General features: G+C 54.9%; 22 protein-coding genes and 1 tRNA gene. 2 read left to right on the top strand and 21 right to left on the bottom strand.

Going from position 1 to position 23,977, the window contains the following annotated elements:
- Window positions 1-106: 106 nt before the first annotated feature.
- A complete protein-coding gene (locus BN1134_RS00725; RefSeq protein WP_042044647.1) occupies window positions 107-847 on the top strand; it encodes a phosphatase in 741 nt (246 codons plus the stop codon).
- A gap of 88 nt (window positions 848-935) precedes the next feature.
- A tRNA-Thr gene (locus BN1134_RS00720) sits at window positions 936-1,011 on the top strand.
- Between the two features lie 482 nt (window positions 1,012-1,493).
- On the opposite strand, the gene BN1134_RS00715 is transcribed toward BN1134_RS00720, so the two are convergent.
- The 21 genes from BN1134_RS00715 to BN1134_RS00605 form a co-directional block, all read right to left on the bottom strand.
- Window positions 1,494-1,790 carry a TM2 domain-containing protein gene (locus BN1134_RS00715; protein ID WP_042044646.1) on the bottom strand — a complete coding sequence of 99 codons (297 nt, stop codon included), beginning with the start codon at window positions 1,788-1,790 and terminating at the stop codon, window positions 1,494-1,496.
- Window positions 1,791-1,996: 206 nt separating this feature from the next.
- Window positions 1,997-2,668 carry a hypothetical protein gene (locus BN1134_RS00710; protein ID WP_042044645.1) on the bottom strand — a complete coding sequence of 224 codons (672 nt, stop codon included), beginning with the start codon at window positions 2,666-2,668 and terminating at the stop codon, window positions 1,997-1,999.
- 141 nt (window positions 2,669-2,809) lie between these two features.
- Window positions 2,810-4,354 carry a formylglycine-generating enzyme family protein gene (locus BN1134_RS00705; RefSeq protein ID WP_156991612.1) on the bottom strand — a complete coding sequence of 515 codons (1,545 nt, stop codon included), beginning with the start codon at window positions 4,352-4,354 and terminating at the stop codon, window positions 2,810-2,812.
- Entirely contained in the window at window positions 4,344-5,519 is a 1,176-nt protein-coding gene (locus BN1134_RS00700) for an ABC transporter permease (RefSeq protein ID WP_042044644.1), read from the bottom strand. Before BN1134_RS00700 ends, BN1134_RS00705 begins: the two co-directional genes overlap by 11 nt.
- Window positions 5,520-5,544: 25 nt before the next feature.
- Window positions 5,545-6,255 (bottom strand): ABC transporter ATP-binding protein, encoded by a 711-nt coding sequence (locus tag BN1134_RS00695; protein WP_042044643.1) that lies wholly within the window; start codon window positions 6,253-6,255, stop codon window positions 5,545-5,547.
- Window positions 6,255-8,156 carry a vWA domain-containing protein gene (locus BN1134_RS00690; RefSeq protein WP_232300573.1) on the bottom strand — a complete coding sequence of 634 codons (1,902 nt, stop codon included), beginning with the start codon at window positions 8,154-8,156 and terminating at the stop codon, window positions 6,255-6,257. The genes BN1134_RS00695 and BN1134_RS00690 overlap by 1 nt, the downstream gene beginning before the upstream one ends.
- 68 nt (window positions 8,157-8,224) lie before the next feature.
- Window positions 8,225-9,364 carry a hypothetical protein gene (locus tag BN1134_RS00685; RefSeq protein ID WP_042044640.1) on the bottom strand — a complete coding sequence of 380 codons (1,140 nt, stop codon included), beginning with the start codon at window positions 9,362-9,364 and terminating at the stop codon, window positions 8,225-8,227.
- 5 nt (window positions 9,365-9,369) lie between these two features.
- The gene (locus BN1134_RS00680) at window positions 9,370-12,057 is read right to left on the bottom strand and encodes a putative virulence factor (protein ID WP_042044638.1); all 2,688 of its coding nucleotides are present in this window, start codon (window positions 12,055-12,057) and stop codon (window positions 9,370-9,372) included.
- Window positions 12,054-15,122: a virulence factor SrfB gene (locus BN1134_RS00675; protein ID WP_042044637.1), complete on the bottom strand. Its 3,069-nt coding sequence runs from the start codon at window positions 15,120-15,122 to the stop codon at window positions 12,054-12,056. The genes BN1134_RS00680 and BN1134_RS00675 overlap by 4 nt, the downstream gene beginning before the upstream one ends.
- Before the next feature lie 18 nt (window positions 15,123-15,140).
- Window positions 15,141-16,619 (bottom strand): SrfA family protein, encoded by a 1,479-nt coding sequence (locus BN1134_RS00670; RefSeq protein WP_084214656.1) that lies wholly within the window; start codon window positions 16,617-16,619, stop codon window positions 15,141-15,143.
- Window positions 16,620-16,684: 65 nt separating this feature from the next.
- Window positions 16,685-17,842 carry a hypothetical protein gene (locus tag BN1134_RS19520; RefSeq protein WP_042044636.1) on the bottom strand — a complete coding sequence of 386 codons (1,158 nt, stop codon included), beginning with the start codon at window positions 17,840-17,842 and terminating at the stop codon, window positions 16,685-16,687.
- 101 nt (window positions 17,843-17,943) lie between these two features.
- Complete coding sequence (locus BN1134_RS00660) at window positions 17,944-18,435, bottom strand: hypothetical protein (RefSeq protein ID WP_042044635.1); 492 nt, start codon at window positions 18,433-18,435, stop codon at window positions 17,944-17,946.
- A 77-nt stretch (window positions 18,436-18,512) separates the two neighbouring features.
- Window positions 18,513-19,235, bottom strand: a complete 723-nt coding sequence (locus BN1134_RS00655) for a hypothetical protein (RefSeq protein WP_042044634.1) — start codon at window positions 19,233-19,235, stop codon at window positions 18,513-18,515.
- A 203-nt stretch (window positions 19,236-19,438) separates the two neighbouring features.
- A protein-coding gene (locus tag BN1134_RS19010; protein WP_100654772.1) for an IS3 family transposase occupies window positions 19,439-20,643 on the bottom strand; the annotation gives its coding sequence in 2 pieces (ribosomal slippage) (window positions 19,439-20,325 and window positions 20,325-20,643; 1,206 coding nt in all).
- A gap of 159 nt (window positions 20,644-20,802) precedes the next feature.
- Window positions 20,803-21,150: a hypothetical protein gene (locus BN1134_RS00640; protein WP_042044633.1), complete on the bottom strand. Its 348-nt coding sequence runs from the start codon at window positions 21,148-21,150 to the stop codon at window positions 20,803-20,805.
- 1 nt (window position 21,151) lies between these two features.
- Window positions 21,152-21,349, bottom strand: coding sequence for a hypothetical protein (locus BN1134_RS00635; protein ID WP_042044632.1), 198 nt, complete (start codon window positions 21,347-21,349; stop codon window positions 21,152-21,154).
- Window positions 21,342-22,495, bottom strand: a protein-coding gene (locus tag BN1134_RS00630; protein WP_156991611.1) for an IS3 family transposase whose coding sequence is annotated in 2 segments (ribosomal slippage) — window positions 21,342-22,258 and window positions 22,258-22,495 — 1,155 coding nt in all. Because the reading frame shifts where the segments join, the coding sequence is not laid out codon by codon here. Before BN1134_RS00630 ends, BN1134_RS00635 begins: the two co-directional genes overlap by 8 nt.
- Window positions 22,496-22,536: 41 nt before the next feature.
- Window positions 22,537-22,932 carry a hypothetical protein gene (locus BN1134_RS00620; protein WP_232300572.1) on the bottom strand — a complete coding sequence of 132 codons (396 nt, stop codon included), beginning with the start codon at window positions 22,930-22,932 and terminating at the stop codon, window positions 22,537-22,539.
- 79 nt (window positions 22,933-23,011) lie between these two features.
- Entirely contained in the window at window positions 23,012-23,374 is a 363-nt protein-coding gene (locus tag BN1134_RS00615) for a hypothetical protein (RefSeq protein ID WP_042044629.1), read from the bottom strand.
- Window positions 23,371-23,586: a hypothetical protein gene (locus BN1134_RS00610; protein ID WP_029303599.1), complete on the bottom strand. Its 216-nt coding sequence runs from the start codon at window positions 23,584-23,586 to the stop codon at window positions 23,371-23,373. The genes BN1134_RS00615 and BN1134_RS00610 overlap by 4 nt, the downstream gene beginning before the upstream one ends.
- Window positions 23,586-23,977, bottom strand: a 392-nt coding sequence (locus BN1134_RS00605; protein ID WP_042044627.1) for a hypothetical protein, incomplete at its 5' end; no start/stop codon positions are given. The genes BN1134_RS00610 and BN1134_RS00605, both read right to left, overlap by 1 nt.

The following is a 23,977-nucleotide window of genomic DNA, read 5'->3' as shown; positions in this document are numbered from 1 at the left end:
AAGGCCGACACCATAACAAGCCTTCCGGCGTCCACTCGCAGGTCCACCGCCAAGACCATTCGTAACGGGGTGTGAGCAGCCCCTCGCCAAGAGAGAGGAGGCCCTCATGTACCGTGTCGATACCCATACCCACACCGTCGCCAGCACCCACGCCTACAGCACCATCCACGACTATCTGCCGGTTGCAAAGGCCAAAGGGATCACCTTGTTTGCCACCACGGATCACGGGCCGGCCATGGCCGATGCCCCCCACTACTGGCACTTTGTGAACCTCAGGGTGTTACCACGCGTGGTTGATGGGGTGGGGATCCTGCGTGGCATCGAGGCCAACATCAAAAACGAACAGGGCGAGATCGACTTCGGCGATCCCCACTTGCAAGAGCTCGACATCGTGCTGGCCGGCTTCCACGAGCCCGTCTTCCCCCCTCGCGACAGAGAGAGTCACACCCGGGCCATGATCAACACCATCCGCAGCGGCAAGGTCGATATCATCAGCCACCCAGGTAACCCCGCCTTCCCCATCGATATCGACGCCGTCGTCAGGGCCGCCGCCGAGCACCAGGTCGCCCTTGAGATCAACAACTCCTCCTTCGCCCATTCACGCAAGGGCAGCGAGGCCAACTGCCGCGCCATCGTCGAGGCGGCGCGCGATCTCGGTGCCTGGCTTGCCTTTGGCTCTGATTCTCACGTCGCCTTTACCCTGGGGGATTTCGAACACTGCCACGCTCTAGTGGACGTAGCTCGCTTCCCCCGCGAGCGACTGCTGGCTACCAGCCCGGAGAGCCTGCTCGGTTTTCTGGAGCGCCGCGGCCATCCCCGCATTGCCGAATTTGATATTTTTCGCTGAATAAAAATCAGGCGATCTGGCTACCAGGGTAAATTTTTTAGAACAAGCCATTGACTGAGAATGGTTTTTTCCTATGATCGGGAACCACGCCGGTATAGCTCAGTTGGTAGAGCAGCGCATTCGTAATGCGAAGGTCGCAGGTTCGACTCCTGTTTCCGGCACCATTTAAAACAATGATTTATGATTTCCACATGGCTGAAAAATTGTAGATTTTTGTCTTGGGTACCACATGGGGTACCACATTTGGCACGAGGTAGGAACTAACCTTACTCCCTAAGGGCCTTCCTAACGGAGAGTGCCACATTATCTCAATGTATTCCCTTAGTCGGGTAAAGCTGTGTTCATGAAGGAAAGTGTTACAACACCAAGATGACTCATTCGACCCCCAAACAACCTTTGGCGGCTAAGATATCAAGGGTGATAAAACATGTTGTTCTCTACGGCATGAACTAAGCCATAACAACTAAGCTATTGAAAAAAAGCACTTTCATATTAATGAAAGTGCTTTTTTAGTTTTGAACCCACATTTGAACCCACACCTACTCAACTAGACATCATTGTTGATAGTTCCAATTGAGGTAAATGGTAAATCCTGAACCTAAAAAGCCCGCCGTGTAGGCAGGCTTAAGTGAGCACCAACTCCTGGCTACGCTTTGGCGTACTTCTCTGCGAACTTTTCATCAGACATACAGATGTACATGACGAACTCAATAAAGGCGATGACTGCCGGTATAAACGTCCAGCAAAAGATTAGATATAGGAACCCTTGCAGGGCCTTGCCAAGGTAAAACTTGTGAATGCCAATCCCACCAAGGAAAAAAGCGAGCAGGGCGGCAGTGATCCGGCTCTTGCTTGCGCCATATACCGCTCCACAATGGGGACATGATGTCGCTGTTTTGTGAATTTCTTTACCGCACCCACGACAAAAAACCATATCTGACATATAAGCTCCCTTTTTATATGATCGTTATTTATGAAAATTAAACCGCATACGATGATGTACGCTCAAAAAGATCGAAACATCCTCCTCTATTTACCCCACGCATCAGGAGTATATCTTTCCAATTTTGTCAATTTTACCACCGCGTTTTCCATTTCCCAACATAATTGCTCCATGAACTATTCATGAAATTTTTTCCGTGGTAGTTGTCAGTTCTTGCGTAGCATCACGCTGTTGATATCCCATACCCAACGCTCACTGGGATTACCGGGCAGATTGAGGGTAAAGCCGTTGGTGGTGGGGCTCAGTTTGCCTAGGTCACTACAGGTACCAAATGCTTCAGACATCATGGTGGGTGAGTCTTGTCTGACCACAACCAGCTGGTAGAGCACGGGGCAACCCACACCACCGCTGAACAGCTCAAGAAGTGCGGCTTTACCATCGGGTATTGCAAACTGGTGGGCCACATCGACACCGGCATAACTGTCGTGATGAGTCAGTAGCTCACCATTGAGCAGCACATCAAAGTTCAATTCGTCATTTTTGCGTACAGTAAATCCAGCCGATGCTTTTACCAGCTTGGGCTGAAAATAGACACTCCCATTGGTGTAAGTCACCATAGAGCCATCAAATGCTACCTGAGTTCCCACAAGTTCCATTAGAGCAGTGTAATCCTCATCGTTGAACCATAGCTCCACAGCATCTTTCCCTGATACTTCGACCCAGAATTTCATGCTGGCATAGCTCAGTTTTCCACTCAGAGTTGCAGGCACCTTGGTCTCAATCTCAAAAGTACCATCAGCAGCGAAGGTGGCCACCGAACATGTCAACAGAATACTAAATAAGGCCACGCGTAATATTTCGGTCAAAAAGTGGGTCATGATTTTCTCCATTGGTTTTGGGTAATCCCTTCATCTTTAGGGGCGTGATGACCCCTTCGCATGGGGACTCATAGATATTGGAATTCAGAACATGACCTCGCTATTGCTCAAATAGGCTAAGCATTTTTAAATTCAATTAAGTCATTGCAACTTCTTACAGTTTTCCAACCACATTACAGCATCAATTTTTCCATTTTGTAGATAACGCTGCTGGTTTGCCCAATGAGTTGCAAGAAATGGTCTAAGTCCATACAGCTTTTTATTAATTGTCAGCATTTGATTAAATACTGAAACTTGTTCTTTAATTGGGTCCTCACCATATAGGGATGCAGACTCGACCAAACCACTGGCGTAATAGCCCGTAAGTTGGCTGAGCCGCTCTTTTTGCTCATCCAGCTTGGTCTTGCGAACCGCGCAGTTTTTATCGGCTTTATCGCTACAGAGCAGCTCATAGTTGGAGCTAAGAAAATCCAAGAACTTGCCATCATCTTGTAACTTGGTGCAGAGGAAGGCACCCAAGTTAAGGCTGGCGCGAATCGACTGAGCACGCTCTTCCTGCTGCTTTTGGTTGCTCGCCCTAAGCTGCCCTTCCAGGTTTTTCAGTTTCTGCTTGAGCGCCTCATCGTCAACCCCAGAGGCCAGCGTGCTTAACTCGCTGACCGCATCCTTCTTGTCGCTGGCCTCCCCCGCTGGTTTGTTTGATCCCAGTTGCCGCCAACTGCTTTCGATACTCTTGACTCGCTGCGTCGATGTCATGGTTGGGGAGACCAATACCAACCGCAGCCCAGTACTCTTGCTGGTAAAGTGGCGATCCTCATCGTAGTAACTCACCTCTTTGCGGGCTGCGCTGCGCAAGGCAGCCTGCTCAGTGAGATAGTTACCACCGCGCACCACATAACCACCGGCCTGACCATGTTGGCGATCGAGCTTGTTGAGATAGAAGGGTTCAAACATCATCTCGTCCACGTTACCCAACATGTCGTGCAATCCGAGAGGGTTAGGAGCCAGCAGCCCCGCCAGTTGTAAGCGGCCATTGGCTGACTGGGCTCCGGCAAACCATTCATGCTCTTTGAGATCGTTCATGGGATATCGGATGTCACGAAAATCGGCGCTGTTGACCTTGAGCCCACCGCGCGCGGCAAATTCCCACTCAATTTCAGTCGGCAGGCGTACAAACCCCGCTTTACCATCTTCTTTGGGGATCTGGTCAGCGGCATGCTGTCTCAACCAGAGATTGTATTTATCGGTTGCCGCAACCGCGTCGAACCAGCTAATAGCGCTTACCGGGAGGCTCAGCTTTTTCGACTGTGTGGGGCAGGTATCTGCGGTAAGTGCCTGATATTGGAGCTGAGTCAGCTCATATTTGGCCATCAGGTAATAGCGGCCCTGCTCCTTAGCCGGCTGGGTGAAACTACCAGCAATAAAAGCAGGATGAGCGTGCTCGATAAAGCCCCAGTCACCGCCGTCTTGACCTACCTGGATCGGCAAGTCTTCCAGCGGGCCGTTGACCGGTACCTGCACTCGCCGAAAGGCCATGGCCCCCTCGCACGGCATCGGCAGGATCACATCCTCCACATCGGGTTTCGGATTGTAATTTTTATCTGGCCATGGTTCGGCGAATGTGCTGCCGCTGGACATGGCACATCCCATGATGATGAGCCGGGATAAGGTCTTCTTAGAGTTCACGCAAACTCTCCGCAGGTTGAATGGCAATGGCCCGTCTCGCACCAATAATGGCCACTAGAATGGCCACCGTCAGGGCCAGGAGCAGGGCCAGTAAGCTGTGTAATGGGGTTATCCGGCAGATCATCTGTTCAGTACTCTGGCTGCTGGCCAGCGTCCGATTAAACAGTGCACTGCCGCTCAGGTAGAGCAAGAGGCCACCACCATAGGCAAGCAACGTCAGGATCACCCCCTGAAGGATGATATAGAGGCCCACCGCCGGGCTGGTAAATCCCAGTAAGCGCAATACAGCAATATGCTTGCGCTTGCGATCCACGTTCGCGAGGAAGGCGCCGATCAAGGATGCGACACAGCCGATCAGCGCGGTGCCAGCGATGACGTTGAAGATGAGGCTAAGTACCCGGTTGATACTCTTTATGTTCTCGATATCGGCCAACCGGCTCACTGTCTCGATGCGCTGTTGCTTGAGCCAGAGATCGAGAGCTGCCACTTGGTCAATGCTGTTGGCATAAAGACGGGCGCGGGCGAATATCGGCGGTTTATCCGTTAACGGCTGACCTGTGCTAATCCCCAGCATAGGGATGCGATAGCCATCACGAAAAGACTCCAGCGCCAGCAGCAAGGGCTCATGCACGAACAGAGCGGGACGGTTGAAATAAGTGGGCGCCAATATTGCTCCCACAGTTAAGGTACGCTCCCCCCACTCTCGCCGATCTTCGAGCTGGCGCATGACGCGCAAGCGGATGGTTTCACCAGCACTGACCGCCAAGCGGCGTGCAGCCTCGGCACTGAGGATCACCTCATCCTCGCTCCCCAGTTGCAATGTTCCTAACAGAGGGTCGCCCTGAACGGTCGGGATTACCTCGGCATTTTCAATGAAATGGCTCATATCTTTCAGCAAATCGGCTTGGGTATTGAGGGATCGGGTTTGGCCGATGGCAAAGCCTACCTCCGATTTTTGCCGCAAGGCGGCGATCCATTCTGCTGAATAGTGGCCACTACTCACCATGCGGATCTCCAGATTGCGCGGATCTCGCGCGAGATCCTGCTGCAACTGGCTCACCACCCCATAACGCAGACCAAACATCAGCAGCAGCGGGGCTATCACGGCGATCAGTGAGGAAACAATACAAAATGATACCGAACGATCATGCCAAAGATCTTGCATGGCCAAGCGCAACAGTAGTCCGCGTTTATGAGAACGCAAAATGGGTCTCTCCCTGCGTTAAATTAGCCTTGAGACAGGGTAAGCCAAACGTCTTAACCAAACCCCAATCATGAGAGGCCACCAGCGCCGCAATGCCCCACTCTTGTACCAACTCGATAAAGAGCGCAAAGAGCAACCTGGCTGTGTGGGGATCAAGAGACGCGGTGGGTTCATCGGCCAGTAGTAGCTTTGGGCGGTGCGCCACCGCCCGCACAAAAGCGACTCGCTGCCGCTCCCCGATAGAAAGCTGGGCTGGTTTCTTGTGCAGCAATCCCTCCAACTTGAGGGTCTGGACAGCCCGCGTGAGTAAATGCTCATCTTCCGCTATGCCCAGTAGTTGGCAGGGTAACCGGATATTGTCTCTCACCGTCAGGAAGGGCAGCAGGCCGCCACTTTGCAACATGAAGCCAATTCTGGCGGCGCGGATGTCGGCTAATGCCGCTTGATCGTTAGCCGCCAGCAAGTGGGCAATATCGACAACAGCTGGGGCGGCGTCAATGAAGTCCATCTCAAAACGGCCAACGCGACTGGGGCTCAGTAATAGCCCAATCACCTCAAGCAGGGTGCTCTTGCCGCAGCCACTTTCGCCCGTCACGGCCACTACTTGTCCCAGAGGCAAGGTCAGTGCGGGCAAACAGACCCGGTGGGCCTGTTCACCGCTGCCCCGCACTATGCTCATATCTTCGATACATAGCATCAGGGCATCATTTCCAGGGGAATCGGATAGACGTGATCACGGGGATCGCTATCCTTGGCTAGCGCCACCCAGCGATCGACATCGGCGTTGTAACGCTGGTAATGGCGCAGCTTGGTCGCGAGGGTGCGGATAAACTTCTCCTGTGCCAATCCATCCCAACTCTTCCAGGTCTCCTCATCCAGATTGAGCACATCACTGCGATAAGGCAGATCGGCAAGGTATTCCCCCATCACTCCAAGATCCGTGATGCTGGTGTTATCCAACTGCTTGAGCTGGTTAGGATCTGCGCCCATGGTCGCCGCCACCGAGCGTAGTCGCTCGAACATCTTGGCCGGTGAGATCATACCTTCATTGGCCGCATCCAAAATCTGTTTCACCACATCGCTAAGGTCACTAAGTTGGCCCTTGGTGAGCAGCACCCTGACCTCGGTGGTAGGGATATTCTGCTTGATCAGATCCCGGTCGCTGATCCAGGCCTCGAACACCAAGGGAGCCTGAGTTCCACTCTTTTTACCGAGGTAGGAGAGTTGCATGGCATGACCGATCAGTGCTGTATCTTGCAGCAATTTTTGCGCCGGGGTGAGCGTGCCCTCCTCTTTGGCGTTACTGGCGCTGCCTACGGCCGGCTCACCAAAATAGGATGCTTTCACCTGATCGGTAATGGCGGTAGCCAATGCATCAACCTTGTTACCAAACTCGTTAACATCACCAGCATTAACCGGGTAGTAAAGCGAGGTATTGGTGCCACTGTAAGTTGATAACTCCTGATATTGGCTTGCGGCATTGGCGTGATCTTTCTTACCCGCCGCAGTTTTCAGGTGCAGGGTATATATCGCCACCCCAGGGTTGGCGGCTTCCAACCGGATCTGCTTGGCATCCAATCCAGTGGTAGACAGCTTGTTATCCCCTTCGATAGCCCCTGCATCGGTGATCAGCACCACATAACGGGCCCCAAAACGGCTCCAGTCGATCTGGTCTATCGCCTGCATTACCCCCGCATACGCGTCTTCATTGAACAGCTTGCTAGAAACGGTAGCCTGCTTGAGGTCGGCCACTTTTTTCAAGAAATCGGCACCGCCTTTGATTTCATTGGGGTCGGCATACATGCGGGTGGTGTACTCCAGACCCGGTACCTCCTTGGTACTGGAGCGAAAGGAGATCATGCCAAACTTCACCTGCTGCCCCAGATTTTCCTTGTTGATCCGCTCATAGACCTTGCGCACGGCCTCGCGGGTACGTTCGATATAAGGTCCCATCGAGATGGTGGAATCCACCACGAACACCACTGCGGCATTGAACTCTTTGAGCTGGCTCACCTTGGCGCTTGGTTCAACCGTGGCCGTATCAGCCTTACTGACCGAGGCCACATTGAGCAAGCGGGTGTAGAAGCCATCCTCGGTCATGACCTCTTCACCACTGAGGATGGGTAGCAGATAAAACTGTTGCTGCAGATCGACAAAGTATTCAGGCTCTTGTGCCAGTACCCCGGCGGCGTTGCCCTGCTTCTTCAATGCAGCGCGCAGCGGTGCTACCTTAGCGACCGGATCCGCCGCCTCCAGGATCTGGTTGAGTTGATCTCGCTCCTTGAAAAAGAGCAGGCGATCCCGGTTGGCAGGATTGGTGAAAGCCAGGGTCAGCTGCATCTTCCAATCCACGGTACAAGACTTGGGCAGCCAACCGATACTCTGACCATAACTGTCAGGGCCGACCTTAATCCAACCGGCCCCCTTGGCATTTACGTGCTCATAGACATAGAAGCTGCTGAAGGCTGGCTGCAGCACCCCTGACGCTTGACCCGCCTCGGCCACCAGCTCGCAACCTGGGGTGGTCAAGACTCGCTGATAAAGGCTCTTTTTTCCCTCCTGTAACAACGGGCGATGCTCGGATGTCGTCTCGGCCACGACAGCACCTGTACCGCCCAACAGCAGTAGGAGTGCTGCCGAGCAACGCAATGATCTGGTTGTTGCCATCACTTGCTTAACTCCTCATAGCGCTGTTTTGCCTCGGCATTATCGGGCTCAACCTGAAGTGCGGTGTCATACCAGTAAGCGGCAGTGGCGTTGTCGGCTTCTTTGAAGCAGTCGTTCGACTGGTGGAACTTGGGATCATATTCACGGGCATAGGCCAGGGCCACCTTGCTGTCCCCCCCCTGCGCACGGTTGGCATAAAGGCGCTGCGCCACCCCACATTTCTGGGCGGACTTGGCGTTCTGGATCACTGCCAATAAGGCATCGGTTGGCGGTTGCTCTGCGATACAGGCCTGCACAAACGCTAATTCGCTCTTGGTTGCCAAGTTAGTTGCACTGCAACCATCATCCGTTGCCTCACCGCTGGCCTCATTAACCACCGGCTCTGCAGCAACCAGTTCGGCAGCTGTTTCAGCAGTGGGATCGGTCACCGGTTCGGCAGCCGTGTCAGCAATGGAATCGGTTACCGGCGCAGCGGCGGATGGTGCATCTGCCGGGCGGCTAAACCAGAAGATCAGAGCACCGAGCAGCAGCAACAGCACGACACCACCAAGGATCAGTGGGGTCTTGGATTTGGGCGCAGCCGTAGAGGCCATTGGTAAGGGCGTAGCCACCGGCACGGGCTCTGGTTCTGCTTCGACCTCGGGTTCGGGTTCGGGTTCGGGTTCGGCACTGAAGGCTGGCAGCTCAATTTCAACCGGCACCCCAACAGGCGCTAGCTCTGGTACCTGAGGAGCTTCAACCACGGGCGTGCTAATGACACTACTGCCGCCATATTCACCCACCTCTCCTCGGGCACTGGAAGGGAGCACTGCCTCGCGCGCTACTTGCAAGGTGGTATGACGGTCTTCGCCAGAGGCCAGCTTGACGTGGAGCTGGATCGGACTCTGGTTGACCAGCAAGGGATCCACTATCGCGGCACCCACGCGAAAACCGCTACCGCTTTGCAGTGGATAACCGCCGCTGATGCTGAACCAATGGGGAGCCGGGCTCCACTGGTCCCCCTCTTGTAAATAGTTCTGCTGATTATTGAGCAGGGCAAATTCGAGACTCTCCACCAGATCGGTGACGCCCCGTAGCCGGATCAGTAGTTGGGCTTCGCCTGGCACAGCGGGGTCGGTAGCAATTATTTTGGCTAGCATGGTGCTTACTCTTGTTTTAATTGATGGATGATCTGACCCAGACGCTGATTCTGATCGTGAGAAATGTCCCGTGTGGCACTGTGGCCTGCGTTATCTTGCGTGATCAGTACCAGGGAAGAGAGCCAGTCCCCCAAATACGCCATGGCAGGGCTGAGCGGGGTAGGGGGTAGGCAAGGCAACTCGTTCGGGCCTATTTCAGCGCCACGGGCAAACAGCTTGCCCTTAACGCCCGTAAAGCTGTTTGGCACCTTCTCTGGTGGCATGCCCAAAAAACCAAACCAAGCCACGAAATCACGCAAGGTGAACTGAGCCTTCATCACTTGCCGTGCCAGCTGTTGTTCTCGCCGCACGCCCGCCTGCTCCTGCCCGGCCAAGGTTAGTTTCAACATACCTTCCAGATCCAAACGGTTGGCCGCTGTCACCAGCTCTTCGGTGAGCAAATCGATCAATTCGGTCTCGATACCAAGCTGAGCCAGCAGGGTTTTCTGCGTGGGCAAATCACGCAAATGAGCGACCCACGCCTTGAACGCCTCACGGGCGAAGCCATCATCCTGGCCTACCCGAGCTTCAGCCTTGGCGGCGGTGCTCACCACGGCGACATCAGCCGGCTCGAAGGGGCTGCTATCAAAAGGACTCGTGCCAAATGGCATCTGCCCAAATGGACTGGCAGGGCTACTGCCATAGGGCGAAATAGCAGTCGGTTCTGCCCCTGTCTCTCTGGATGCATCCTCGCGAATACTGAGGTAGATATTGCTCAACTCCGCTGCGGGCAGATCCAGCTGGCTAATCAGCTCACCGAGGGAGTTAACGCGGGCCCCGAGCCCGGTCCAGAGCAGCTTGCCTATCTCCCGCTTTTTCGCCAGTTGGCCGTCACCATCTTGCTCATACCAACGACCCAGCAGGTGCTCCGCCAGCTCTTTGCGCTTGGCGTGCAGCTGCTGTTGGATCCGGTCGAGCTTGAATTCAAGATGAGCCACCCCCCTCAGTTCGCAGCCAAGCCGGGTCATACCCCCATCGTTAAGCGAAAGCATGGCCTCCCACGCCGCCTTGGGATCGGCCAGATGCTGTGCCACGCCTTTTCCTGTCACGAAGGAGGTAGCCATCTGTTGCAGGACGCCGGCGTATTGAGGCGCAACATCCACTTCTCGCCCCCCTTCCATGCTCAAGAAAGGGACCGGCATACCGGGTTTACGCACCAAGAAACAGTTATTAAATGCCTGACCCGGCGCCCACTCCTGGATCCAGTCATATTGGCCAAAACGCTCCAGCAGGGTTTGCTGCATCAGGCCATCCCACCCTTCCTTGAGCTGAGCCTGCGTCAAGTTGAGCCCGCTGTTGATTCGCATGTCGAACATGGTCAGCGCCCAAAACAAGCCGGGTTTGCGACTCTTCCGCTCATTGGCGCTCTTGCCTTGGGTCTTCTCTACCCAGCGAGTGAGCACGGGGCCCACACTGGTCACGTCACTCTGCTTGGCGGCACTGGCACAGACCACCAAGGCATTCATCTCCTGGTTATCCGTATAACGCTCGAAGAGATATGCCACCTTGCCGCGCAGCAAAAGCTGAGAAATAGGGCTGCCGCCTGCGCTGGTGGCCTCCTCCAGCTTGCTAATAGCAAGGCGACCTCGGTAGCCGGGGAAATCGAGCAGATCCACCTGCTCCACCAAGCTATCCTCTGACCCCTCGACCATTGGAAAGATCAGTTCGGTGGTAAGGGCTGCCAGCTGGGCCTGGGCAATCGATGCGGGCGTGTGCCGGCCATCATCCCCCTGGCAACAGATCTCGATGTTCCTGTTCTGGGCGGATCCCAACAAGCTGAGGCTATCCACGTTCATGATACTGACGCTGCCGCTACCTTGATTCAACAGGCAATCAAGGGGGGCATAGACCGTCTTGGCATGCCCCAGTCTGGCAAGGCTGGTCGCTAGGCTGCGATAAGTCTCGGTCAGCTCAGCTTGCTCCCCCCACAACAGGGAGAACAACTCGGCCCGCTCGGTGGGCGTCAGGGTGGGTGCCAGCTGCAATACCCGCGGCCAATAGCCATGCTCGAGCTTTTCCACCGATTTTCTAAAACTGCCGTTCAGATAGTCCCACAGTGCCACCACATCATCACGGCTGACACCGTTGTTGGCCACTGGGTTGATGGGGCGATCCTCAAACGGTCGCAGCCGCGCCTCGATGCGCGCTTCATCGAGCTGATAGCTCAGCAGCTCGTGGTTGAAATCGTTGAACCAGGTGTTGGCCAGGATCTTGGCCAAGTCTATTTCGCTAAACAGCTGCAAGGGCACCGGGTAATTCGCCGGGGCTGTGGTCTTGGCACGGGTAAACCGCGTGACCAGACCGGTGGCCTCTTTGCCGCCGCCCACCGGGTTAACTTCCTTGATGAAGTCAACCGGACGCTCCCCATAGCGTCCCTCCAGCGCGCCATTGCAGCCCGCAGCCAAGGCTGAGATCAGATAGGATTTACCGGCTTGGGAAATGCCGAAAAACCCCACCGTCATGGGTGTGCCAGCCACCCGTTTGAGGCTGCTAGCCAGATTGCGGGCCCTGTGCAGACTGAGGTTGAGCTTATCCGCCTCGTTGTCGAGACGATGGGAGTCATGGCGTACTGCATCGACCCAGGCAAGTGCATCTAGGGCGCTGCGTTCGATGGTTGCCCAGCCCTGGCTTAGGATCTCCTGTTGAGGCTTCATTGTTGTTTTACACTCCCGCTATCTAGCCAGTGTCTGCTATCGATGAGTCCGGCATCTGGCATGGTGTTGAGCTCCAGTTCGAGATCCCGCTTATTGAACGTTTTGTCGGTGTTGCTGCTCACCTCGCTGACCACCAGCTTGTCACTGATAAGTCCCAATGCCCTGGCCCGGTTATCCTTGCCAATGGCCAGCTTTACCTCGAGATAAGGCGAGCTGCCATCCGTGGACTTGGCCTGGGTATATTTGGCCCGTCCCTCGTCACTGAAACGCAAGGTATAGAGGGGGGCCGCAGTCCAGCGTTCGGTATCGAGTTGGCGATACCCGAGTCGCAAATCACCACGCATGATCCAAGCTGGGGTATCAGTCTCTGAACTACCGCTGCTAGGCAGTCGGATCTGGCCCTCGTATGACTGAATGTCACGGTAGGTCACATCATGATCTCGGATGATATTTTGCAGATCGATGATCCCCATATGGCGGATGGTGGAGTAAGGCTTGAGCGCCGCCGTGCGGAAATGGAAGTTAGGAATACTGTGGTTGGCACACAATAAGGTGATCATGGCCCCCACCGAGGCGGTACTCTTCGGATCATCGATTTGGCCATTCTTGTGGAACGGATACCAGTTGCCGGTATGGTAACCATGAAGCGGTAAAATGCGTCCCGGCGGCAGTGGCAGACACATCCGAATAAAGGCCTGAATGCCCGGCAGCAAAGAGGGTCGCCCGGTTAACAGCAACATGTCGCAATGGTAATTGGCCATCACCTCACACAGCGCGGTTAACACCTTACAGATGTTAAAACGGCCAGACAGCAGCGCCTGATGCAATTGCGCCAAATTGAAGGTGATAGGTACCTCGCACAAATTTAAATCACTGCCACCGCCCGCTTTTTGTACCTCCCGCCGCACAAACGCCTCGACCGCCTCACTGATATTATTGGCTGGCAGCAAGTCGCCATAACGCAGGTTCTCGTTCACTTTCGCACTAGGCCCCTGCGGATCGTACTGCTCATAGCGACCCAACAGATTAAGGGCAATCGGGACAAATACCTGCAAGTTGAGTTGCTGGCGCAGCACCGCTTCCGCAGCACTGACGTTGTTGGCACCACAGAGCTGAGACAATAGGGTGTCCACTGATGCAACGCCGGTCTGCTTTAGCGCGGCCTCCAACGCAGGTAGCACCAACAATTGGATCACATCGAGCAGTATATCGTCCCCCGCAATTTTGAAACTGTCGCGAAAGCGCTGCTGCGGAACGATATGGGCATTCACGCCTGCCCCATGTTGCCCGCTGCGATCGAGGGCATAATCGGTGATCACCAGATCCGTGGTGCCGCCACCAATATCGATGGATGCAAGGGTGATGCTTTCACGGTTCTTTCTGTCGGGACGGCCCAGCGCGGCAAAAAACTCCTCCGGATGACCGGCAAAGTTTTGGTTGATCTCGGTATAGAGGTAGACCAGTTGGGCACAGGAGGCCTCGTCCCACTCCACCCGGACGCGGGGCAGTGGCACCTGGATGTTATCCTGCACATTCCCCTCTTCCTGACAACGGTAAGGGTCTTGTTCCCCCTGATGCCAGCGCAGCGCCTTCCACACCAGCCCCACGGCCTGGTGCATCCGTTCATCAAGAATGCAGCGCTCTGCCATCGGCATGCCGGGCGGTACGGTGAGGATAATATTGCGCAACTGACGCGGGATACCGGCATGACCCTGGCGAGTGCGCTGGGCCGGGCTGTTGATTTGGGTCAGCGTCTGGGTCAGTACCTCTGCGAGCATAAAGGTCATCAGGGCACTGCGTGAGTAGCGCGGCGTAAACACCGGGATGCGATCCATCTCATCCTCTATGGTGTGCAACGCTTCCCCTTTTTCATTGATAAGATTCGCAAACGGGGCTGCCGTTGCCAGCGGATGGGTATCGTGTTGCTGGTAGGCCGTGTTGAAGCGCCAACCCTGACCATAGAACTTCTCATCCCACAAGTAGCGCTTCGGACTGGACAGGCCAGTAGAGCCTTCACTGCCGCGACGGCGGCTGGCCAATCGGCCAGCTTCGTTGCCGATCCTAGCGATTGTCGGCCATTGGAACGCATCATGGCGGCCACTGCGTACCGAGCAGTGATCCTTGCCAAAGAAGGCCTGTGAAAATTCGATGCGACTCTCGAAGGGCTGGCTGTAAACCTGCTCGGGGGCATTCAGATCCCGCAGTTGCAGCACATAGTTGTGCATCAGGCCGGATCCGGACTGACCGTGATCCTCAATCAAAATGCCGCAAGTACGAGAGTTACCCACATCGAGCACTAGATCTACCGGGATCGGTTTGATGGCATTGGTTTCGCCGTTAGCGATGATGCGGAATTGTGGGATCTCGACCCGTGGCGGCTCCTTGCTTTGCTGATCGGCGACCGGCTTGGCCAGCAAGGAGAGCAGATTAAGGTAATGCGCAACCGGGTATTGTTGCTGTATCTCGCTCTCCCGCTCCTCTCTATCGCGCCCCTTGCTCGCATCATTAAAGACCTCAAGTAGCCACTCCTTTAGCCAAGGCTGGGTCAGATACCAACCAAGGGCATAGGTCGAGGTGGCTATCTGGAACGTGGCTCCCGCACTGACATCTTCCTGATTTGGTCCCAGATCGGCGGCACCGTGTAACTTGGCCATGATCCGGGTATCAAAAACCAGGGTCAGGCGATGGGTATGGCCATCCAGATCCGGTTCTTGCAGTTTCACCAGTCGAAAACGTGACCAGTTGATCGGCCCCTCGTTGTAGACGTGGGGAGGATTAAACCGGAACAGCGGTAGCGGCAGCCAGATCCCGTCCAGCAACTCGAGGCTATTCTTGAGTGCGATATCGTACTTGGCGCGTGCTTTTTCGATGGCGTCGGGCCCTGGCTGGAAAAAATGGAAATCCTTCTCTTCGTTGTACAGCAGACGAGTGAGCACGCCGCTGGCCAGCTCCACAAATTCGCCAGCCTGTTCGCGACCCAGTGTCAGACCGAAATCCATAAACTGGATCCCTGAATCACCCACCAGGGTGACCTGACGATCAAATGGTTTTATTTCTGGCAACATGATTGTCTCTTCCTGCCCTTAGGGAGTTTTCTGGCGCATTTTGATGGGGAACTGCTGCTCACCGTCATTGCTACCCACGCAGTCGGTACCATTGTCCGTACCCGGCTGGCATTCGATTTTGGGGATCATATAGCTGGATCCATCACTGCACTCAGCCGGCCCCTGATTGTTAATACTCAATTGGCCATCTGCCATCACTCCGTTTGCCGCCCCCTGACACACAACCCCATTGGACTGACGCAGGCTGACTTGGCCTTTACCATCTTTGAAGCTGTATTGCAGTTGCAAGGGCTTACCGGTCTGGGTGTCCTGAATACCCCCGTTGACTTTCCAATCACCGTCTAAAAACTGAGCTGGCCCATTGGCAATGGTCGGCGGTATCGCCAGCGCCTTATCTTGAGGAGCCAACTCGTGCGGGGCTCTTTTACTCGTCACTTCGCCAGCGGTGGGCGGACTCGCTGGCGGCGTGAGGTTAGCGGCTGGCGCGACTGGCATCGGTGTTTTCGGGGGATTGGATGGCGCGGATGCCTCACTGTTAGCCAAAGCGGCAGAAGGCGGCGTGAGCGGATCACCTGACGCTAAAGCGGCGCTAGCCGCAGATTTATCCTGCTCTGATGCCCGGCCAGGCACCGCAGCTGCCATATCAGCGCTCCCACCAGCACTATGCAGCGCAGGCAGCGAGTACCCTGATGATGGAACCGTTACCGTACTATCCCCGAGCATCGGCAAGCCCGTCGATGATACGCCTGGCAGCGAGATGCTGGGGGCACAAGCTCGTAGACCAAATAGCAACAACGCCAACAGTGCCAGCAACAACAGCGGCCAGAGCAACCAACGCCAGCGCCAGCGACACCACCAGCCTTCTGTCTGAATAGTCGGTGTTACCGGCTGGACATACACGGGAATCGTCTGCGCCGAGCCTGTGGCAGGCACAATCTCAAGCGCAGGGACGGGGGGACTAACGGCCGCTCCCGGCATGACCGAGCTCGAGCTAACGGGCCTTAGCCAGTGCATTGGGTCGCGCTGTTCGCCGTTATCGTGCACAAATCCCCAAAACGTGATCACTAACACCCCATCCACCAGATAAACAAAATCCTGATCCGGAAAATTGACCACCTGTTTGAGTAAACTCGCGAAGACCCGTTTGTCGCCACCACTGTGCTTGTCATCAGTGGTAAGTAGCCGCTCGCTAAGTGCCAACACCGCCAGCGTGAAGGATTCAAACTGCGAGTAAGCCGCTGCTCGCTCAGACTCCGTGGCACTGTTCCAAGGGATCACATCTCCCGCAAAGCTGCTGTACCAGTCAGTTCTATCTCCCCCCTGATCGTTTTGCGGGATTGCCAAATGGCGCGCAAGATTGTGGCCCGTATCCAAGCGGCGAATGGTCTCCCGTAATTGGGAGGCCATGCGGTAGACAGGGAATCCGGTCTCACCGAGCGCCTTAAACGCGGAATTATGACCACTGCGCAGTAATGGACCCTGAATGGAACCCTGCATCTGTAAACCCTCGAAAAGTCTAATTATGCTGTTGCGAGATCTAGTCTGCGTTGCAGCAGGCTAGGTCAGCGTTTACCCTTGGTTGGGTGCCACTCAAGACCCCATCCGAACGCCTGATCGATGCTCTCTCGATCGTCGAAATACTGGTTTATCCGTTCAACTTTGATGGTGCCATCCACATTGATTAGCCGGGCGATGACACCAACGGGTCTATCATCACCCCCTTCGGTCAAACGAGTCGTAATGGATGGCTGATCGGGAATGTGGATAGTGATGGTGGCATGAGTACTTTGCCAATTAGAAGCACCGCTATAGATGAAGGCATAAATCAGTACCTCATCGATCTGCTGCCAATGAGTGCCGTTAATAAATAGCCACTCCCCATGACTGTTGTCCCCACTGCGATCATCCCCTTCCAGCGCCACATAAGGCGCATTGTTATAATCACCAAACAAACGACTGAGCGCTTCAACCCCGGTTTTTTTCTGATTTTTCAGTCGCACTAAGGCCGCGACATCCAGATCAATAGCGCTGTCTGCGCTAGGATTGGTCCAATTGAGGTTGACCCGAATACGGCCAAAATCATGTTGTTTGGCTAGGCTGACGCTGGGCTGTTCTTTGGTCAGCTCGGTCAGCAGCTCACTGCCAGATGGGAGATCCGATGGGAATAATGCGGGCCAACAGCGCAGCAGCAGGATCCCGAGTAGCAGTGCCAACAACATCGCCGCCAGACAGCCAAGATGCCTGGCGGTAATCCAGCGCCCCTTGCTAAGCCTCGGGGTGGGTTCTGCTAACCGTATTGGCTCCTCTAGCCGCATTGGCTCAGCGGGCTGCGGCGGGATCCCCCAGTGAACCAGCACCGGCTCGCCATTGATGCCGTAGCATGACAGTTGTGGCGTCTGCTTAAGTAAGGTATGCAGTCGCTCGGCAAGAGCTGGCTCACCACGGCGAGCCAGCTCTTCTGCCAGTTGACGGATCGCCTCTTGGCGAAGCTGACATTTCTCCTGCAGCAAGGCTTGTTCGGTAGCAGGGAGTGCACTCAGCGGTATGGGTTGCCCTTCACGCTCGCTCCACCATTCCAGATTACCATCAAAGCTACGACGCGCCGTCGCAAACAGGCTGGTAATGAGGGGAGGAAAATGACGACAGAGCACAGCAAGGCTCTGCTCATAATTTTCGAGCGTTTGTTCGTCAATCGGAGTACCCGATATTATTCGCTGCATAAAGAGACTTCACTTCCAAGAGGCGGCTAGAGAGTGCTGGCTAGCAATCACTCGTCCGCTAAGCCTGATTAATCCAGTAACCCAGGTCGAATATTTCAGGTCTAGTAACCCAGGCTCTGATTCAGTTCTTTAACCTTGGCTTCGAGGATTGCGGCTTCTTTTTGTCTCGCTGCAACTTGAGCGGCATTATCATTTGAGGAGGGGGTGAACTGCTGTTCGGCCTGCTCCAGCTCGGTGATCTGCTGCTGTAAACCGGCTTGGTTGCTCACTTTAAGTTTCAGTTGGGACACCAATTGGCTCAATGAGGCTTTCAGTGCCTGCTGATCCGCTTGCTCTTGTGCCAGAGTCGTGTTTGAACGCTGCTTGCGGTTTTCCATGTCGGTCAAGATCTGATGCGACAGTGCATTGAGTTCCTGATTTCGTTGCAGCTGTTGCTCTTGGTCGTTGACCTTTTGGCGATATCCTCCAGAGGAATCACAACTCATTTTGGTGAGTAGACTAGCGCTGCGGTTGGCAGGATCGCAATCCGCAGGGGTGGTGGCACAACCAGTTAATACCAGCAAGCTACTCAGATAGACGGCTCTAAATTTCATGACGTTTTCCTGTCAATACCCCGGTAAACCCGAGATATTGACGATTTCCTTAACGGTAATGATGCAGTGGTTGATAATCAACCAACAGTGATGGCGCTGCGCTGGTCATAAAGGCCATTGACCTCTTGTTCCAATACTGCAATCTGTTTGTTCAGCTCAAGCACTTTGGTATTGACCATCGCCAACTCTGCCTCTGTTGCCTCACTCTGCTCACTTTTGGCAACTTGCTGGTACTCGGCCGCCTTCTTACGCATATTGGTCAACTCTTTGTTGAGTTGAGCCAGATCTGCATCGACTTTGCCGAGCTGGCGCTGTGCTACCGCCTTGTCAAAACCCGCTTGGTCTTTATCTTTAGCAATTTGGGTCAAGGTTTTACTATTGTCAGCAATTACCTGCTTTGCAGTATTGGTGCGAGCAACCACGACCTCGGTATCTTTTTGAATATCGTTGTTCATTGCCTGCAAACGATCGGTGGTATTGGCATACTCGGCGCGACGACTATCAAGATAGTAGTTAGCCCCCATCGCAACACCACATGCAGCTATGCCCGCTTTTATTGCACACTGAGTTTTTTCTTCTGACTTCAAAAGCATGCAAGCTGCAACACCCATACCTGCCGCAACGGCACACGCCTGGAATCCAGATGCACTAAAAAATTCAGCCTCTTGGCCATTAGTGAGTCTTGAATCTGTTGCCGGTTGATTCCCTGTCATCGAGCTCCCAGTGCTAGCACAGCCAGAGAGAATAAGGCTGGCGGAAACCATTAAACAAATAGCTGTGCGTCTAGCAGTAATTTTCATCTTCAAAAACCCCGAACGTTGTAAAAAATGAATCTATGCCTCTAACCAGCAGTAATAACTCCGTTTGGCACCAGACCCTATAGGCTCTCTATACTACAGCGGCGCACTTTTCAACACACCTTGATTCAGCTTTGACAAACAAAAAACTTGAGAATGATCAATTTTCTGGATTTGACCCCATAGGTCCAGACACTTTTTCCCGCTTAGGGTTGTGATACCCGACTGCGCAGAAATTCCCGTGGTGAACGGTATCCCAAGGCGCTGTGCGGGTGGTGCTCGTTATAATGCTCAAACGCGATGGCCAAATTGCCTACCGCTGTTCGGCTATCCGGTTTTGGCATCATCTCGATATAGTCTCGCTTCATCGTCTTCACGAAGCTCTCCGCTATACCGTTACTCTGTGGGCTTCTCACTGCTGTCGTTCTGGGCTCCAACCCGATTTCTCGTGCAAACGCGCGGGTCTCATGGGCTCGATACGCCGAGCCATTATCAGTCAGCCACTCCACCGGTGATGCCGGCAACGAATCCCCAAAGCGACGTTCGACAGACCTCAGCATGACATCTTGCACAGTGTCACTATCGTAACCCCCAGTACTGGCCGCCCAGTCCAACGCTTCCCTATCGCAGCAATCCATGGCGAACGTGACACGTAGTTTTTCACCGTTATCGCAGCGAAACTCGAAGCCATCTGAGCACCACCGTCGATTGCTCTCCTTGACGGCAACACGCCCCTTATGTGCCTGCTGGGCCAATGGTGCAGCTGGTTTTCTTTCCAGCAGCAAGCCATGTTCGCGCATGACGCGATATACCCGCTTAGCGTTTACCACAGGTTGTTCTGTTGCCTCAGACTGACGCCGTAACAGCGCCCAGACCCGGCGATAGCCATAGGAGGGAAGCTCTGCCATCGCCTCCATGATACGGCCAAGTAAGGCTGCATCATCACGCTGGCGATGATGACGACCATCTTGCCAACCCGGTTTTCGATGAACACGAACGGATAGCTGCGCACGCGATACATTAAGAGCCTGGCTCACAGCACTTAATCGTCGTCCCCCGGCAACAAGGGCGCATGCGCAATCCATTTTTTTGCTCGACCATACTCCACGGCTTCTTTGAGGATCTCGTTCTCCATGGTCTTCTTCCCGAGCAGACGCTGAAGCTCTCGGATCTGCTTGATGGCAGCAGCCAACTCGGAAGCAGGAACAACATCCTCACCGGCGGTGATCGCCGTGAGAGACCCTTCTTGGAATTGCTTACGCCATTTGAAAAGCTGGTTTGCGTTGACGTCGTGCAAGCGAGCAACATGAGAGACGGTCATCCCGGGCTCAAAGGTCTGCTGCACGATGGCGATCTTTTCTTGTGGAGTCCGGCGTCGACGGCGCTCGGCCCCTGTTAACACTTCGACCATCTTCTCGTTGTGACTAGTACTGAACATAGCTCCAAGACTACCTCTTAAGTTAAGAGGGGCGAAGTGTCTGGATCTTCAAGGGGCCAATCTATTTTCTATCTAAATACGACCTAATCTGTCACTTAAGCGGTGTTGCATCGTGTGCATTGACCTCTTTCGTCAACGAGCGCAGTCAGCTGTCTCATTGATAACCAGTTTGCCATTGAGCAGGTACTGCGAGCCGTATTGAGCCACCAGCCGGTCCATCGCTATCTGGGCACAGGCTGTTCTGCTGGGCTTATTTTCAGGAATTGCGTAACGAGCGGTGAGCCAGCCGCCGAGCAGGGCAATGCGGTAGCCACTCGGGATGTGGGTGAGCGAGGTGCCGATACCCCTCCCGTGAATCAGGAAGGGCACCGCTTGCCCACCGATGTCGATATCCATGCGCTGGCCTTTGAGTTCGAAGGTTGTGAGTTCCCCGGTTTGTGGATGTTTGCCGGGCACCTTGATGGTGATGTGTTTGGCCATCTCACACCTCCGGCTTGCGTTCAAAGTGGTGGGTCACAACACCTGCTTTCGGGTCGATGCTGATAAAGGCCGGTGCTTGCGGGTGGTACTGGTAGAGCCGCGCCAGCTCGGCACGAAACGCCTCGATGTTCGGCGCAATCACATGACTGGTATCCCCCTCGGCATAGGTAAAGTGAATCGCCCCGGCTTCTCTAGACACTTTTGAGCCGTTCGAAATATTGCTTCTCACACTCTACTGGCGATAGCCCATTGTTGAAACTGTGCCGACGCTTGGGGTTGTAAAACATTTCAATGTAATCGAACACATCCTGCCGGGCCTCCTCGCGATCCGCATAGGTTTTACGTCGGATCCGCTCGCGTTTGAGGAGCTGGAAGAAACTCTCCGCCACCGCGTTATCATGACAATTGCCACGTCTGCTCATGCTGGCCTTGAGCCGGTGATCCCGCAAAAAATCCTGCCAGTCATAGCTGCTAAACTGGCTCCCTTGGTCAGAATGAACCAGCACTTCCTGTTCGGGGCGCCGTCGCCACACTGCCATCAGTAACGCGCTGATGGCCAACTCTCGGTCGATCCGTGGCCCCATTGACCAACCAATGACTTGTCGTGAAAACAAATCCAATACCGCGGCCAGATAGAGCCAGCCTTCATGGGTTCGAATATAAGTGATGTCCGTTACCCAGACCTTATTTGGCTCAGTCACATCGAATTGGCGTTCAAGATGATTCGGTGCAACCACCGTTGGCCGGCCACTATAATGACCGGGACGGCGACGATAACCGGTTTGTGAACGTAAACCTTCATGACGCATTAATCGCGCCACTCGGTGTTTCCCACAGGTCTCGCCCATCTCTCGCAGGTCGTCCCGGATCTTGCGATAACCATAGACGCCGCCGCTTTCTAGCCAACATTGCTTGATCTGGCCCAGAAGGCGTTGGTCTTCAAGCGCGCGGGCAGATAAAGGCTGGTGCTGCCAGGCGTAATAACCGCTCGGGTGGACATTCATCATCCGACACAATCGGCGGATGGGATGTGTGGACGCATGCTCCCGGATGAAGGCGTACCTTACCCTGACAGCTTGGCAAAGTACGCGGCGGCCTTTTTTAAGATATCTCGCTCATCGGTGACGCGGCGCAGTTCAGCCTTGAGACGCCGAATCTCTGCTTGCTGGCTGGAGTCATGCTGTTGCGGCACTTCGGGCTGGCTGTAGCGTTTGAGCCAGGCGTAGAGACTGTGGCTGGAAACACCAAGTCGCTCGGCGACCTCTGCCACTGGGTAATGGCGCTCAGTCACCTGCTTGACGGCGGCCAGTTTGAATTCTTCCGTGTAACGTTGCTGCTTGCTCATAACACCTCCTGAATGACCTCAGTTTGAGGCTCTTAAGGTGTCTAGGAAAGTAGGGGCGATTCAAAGGTCTCCAGCTTCTCTGTGTTAATCCAGATACCGTAGTACCAGGCGTCCTCCTCGGTGTCGTATTGCTGCCAGCCCTGGGCCAGTAGTGTTCGGTCGTAGTAGTAGCGGTCTGCCTGATGGCTCCCTCGGTCGATGCGGCAGCCGGTCACTGTAAGTTCAAACGGGATACGCCCCGCCTTGTGGGCCTTCTTGACTCTGCGCAGCAGCTTGAGGGCTTTGGCTCTACTACGGCCATTACCGAGTGGTTGCGGCTGCCTGGCCCGCAATCCCAGGTGGGTCATTATCTTCGGCGCGGTGTTGTGGTTGAGCTGACCGATGGCAGTGGTGATCTGCCGAGCGGTCAGGGTCTTGTAATCACGCAGGTCGTGCATGGTTGGGCTTCCTTCAAATGCAAACAGCCCCTCGGAGTGAGGGGCTGTATGGGGTCTTGTGTGTGCTGGTGGCCGTGGCTCAGGTGTGACTACTCCAATCCGGCTTGTCATTACTACCGTGGTTGACGTAGGCCCCGACAATTACCCGTTGCCACTCACCGACCGGCTGACCCGCTGCATTACAGGCGCAGCGAAAGCGGGCGAAGTTAATCTCTCGTGGCAGGTGCTCACGCATGTCACGTGGACTGACAAAGAGCATGGTCTTGTACAGCACCGGGTTGGGGGCCACCAGCGGGCCACCAATACGTCGCCCCTCCACATCGTGGGCATAGGCAAAGCCCGGCAGCATCAACTGCTGACTGATGAGCTTGGCAAGCCCTGAGTGAGCACACATGGCCTCCGCTACGGAGGCCTGGCTAAAGCTGTCGTTGAATTCGATCATGGGTGTTTCTCCTTTTCCTCCGGTGAACGGTAAGCAGCTGCCAGCAGCGCAAACTGTTCGACCAGATAGCTGATACTGATGCCCAGTTCATCGCTCACCCCATCCCCTAGACGGTGATGCAGGTGTGCCATGTCATCGGCGACACGTTGGGCTAGGTGGGCCATTGAACTCGGTGGCGAGCTTGCCACTGTCAGGGTGATGTAGAGATCCATCACATCTCTCCCCAGGGTGCTTGCTCCCACAGTGACAGCCGGGTCAGCACGTCTTGTGCGAGAGCCTGTTGCAACTGCTGTAGTACCTTCACAAGCCGAGGTGCCTGCTCAGGGCTCCCGGTCCATTCGCTCGATTGGTACAGGGCGCAGCAGGTGAACTTGTAGAGGGCCACCAGCTCGCTATCGGTGAGTGGAGCCTGGTGGTAACGGTGGGCAGGTTTAAGCGGACTCAGCTTGGTAGAGCGGTGCTGAAGTGGTTGATGACGCCCCAGCTGATAGCGATGCCAGACTGCACGCCGGTTGGCGAGCATCATCAGCCGTACCAGCCGGTCTACCCGCCACGTCCAGGTACTGGTGACATCCATTGGCGAGTTCCACCAGAGGGTGCGCA

Source organism: Aeromonas simiae (assembly GCF_000820125.1).
Classification (GTDB): Bacteria; Pseudomonadota; Gammaproteobacteria; order Enterobacterales; family Aeromonadaceae; genus Aeromonas; species Aeromonas simiae.
Note: the sequence above shows the minus strand (reverse complement) of the source record. Positions and strands in the feature narration are given on the sequence as shown.

Excerpts from the sequence above, each read along its gene's own strand:
- BN1134_RS00725 (WP_042044647.1), top strand. The coding sequence starts at position 107 with ATGTACCGTGTCGATACCCATACCCACACCGTCGCCAGCACCCACGCC.
- BN1134_RS00715 (WP_042044646.1), bottom strand. The coding sequence starts at position 1,790 with ATGTCAGATATGGTTTTTTGTCGTGGGTGCGGTAAAGAAATTCACAAA.
- BN1134_RS00710 (WP_042044645.1), bottom strand. The coding sequence starts at position 2,668 with ATGACCCACTTTTTGACCGAAATATTACGCGTGGCCTTATTTAGTATT.
- BN1134_RS00700 (WP_042044644.1), bottom strand. The coding sequence starts at position 5,519 with ATGCAAGATCTTTGGCATGATCGTTCGGTATCATTTTGTATTGTTTCC.
- BN1134_RS00695 (WP_042044643.1), bottom strand. The coding sequence starts at position 6,255 with ATGCTATGTATCGAAGATATGAGCATAGTGCGGGGCAGCGGTGAACAG.
- BN1134_RS00685 (WP_042044640.1), bottom strand. The coding sequence starts at position 9,364 with ATGCTAGCCAAAATAATTGCTACCGACCCCGCTGTGCCAGGCGAAGCC.
- BN1134_RS00680 (WP_042044638.1), bottom strand. The coding sequence starts at position 12,057 with ATGAAGCCTCAACAGGAGATCCTAAGCCAGGGCTGGGCAACCATCGAA.
- BN1134_RS00675 (WP_042044637.1), bottom strand. The coding sequence starts at position 15,122 with ATGTTGCCAGAAATAAAACCATTTGATCGTCAGGTCACCCTGGTGGGT.
- BN1134_RS00670 (WP_084214656.1), bottom strand. The coding sequence starts at position 16,619 with ATGCAGGGTTCCATTCAGGGTCCATTACTGCGCAGTGGTCATAATTCC.
- BN1134_RS19520 (WP_042044636.1), bottom strand. The coding sequence starts at position 17,842 with ATGCAGCGAATAATATCGGGTACTCCGATTGACGAACAAACGCTCGAA.
- BN1134_RS00660 (WP_042044635.1), bottom strand. The coding sequence starts at position 18,435 with ATGAAATTTAGAGCCGTCTATCTGAGTAGCTTGCTGGTATTAACTGGT.
- BN1134_RS00655 (WP_042044634.1), bottom strand. The coding sequence starts at position 19,235 with ATGAAAATTACTGCTAGACGCACAGCTATTTGTTTAATGGTTTCCGCC.
- BN1134_RS00640 (WP_042044633.1), bottom strand. The coding sequence starts at position 21,150 with ATGGCCAAACACATCACCATCAAGGTGCCCGGCAAACATCCACAAACC.
- BN1134_RS00620 (WP_232300572.1), bottom strand. The coding sequence starts at position 22,932 with ATGCACGACCTGCGTGATTACAAGACCCTGACCGCTCGGCAGATCACC.
- BN1134_RS00615 (WP_042044629.1), bottom strand. The coding sequence starts at position 23,374 with ATGATCGAATTCAACGACAGCTTTAGCCAGGCCTCCGTAGCGGAGGCC.
- BN1134_RS00610 (WP_029303599.1), bottom strand. The coding sequence starts at position 23,586 with ATGGATCTCTACATCACCCTGACAGTGGCAAGCTCGCCACCGAGTTCA.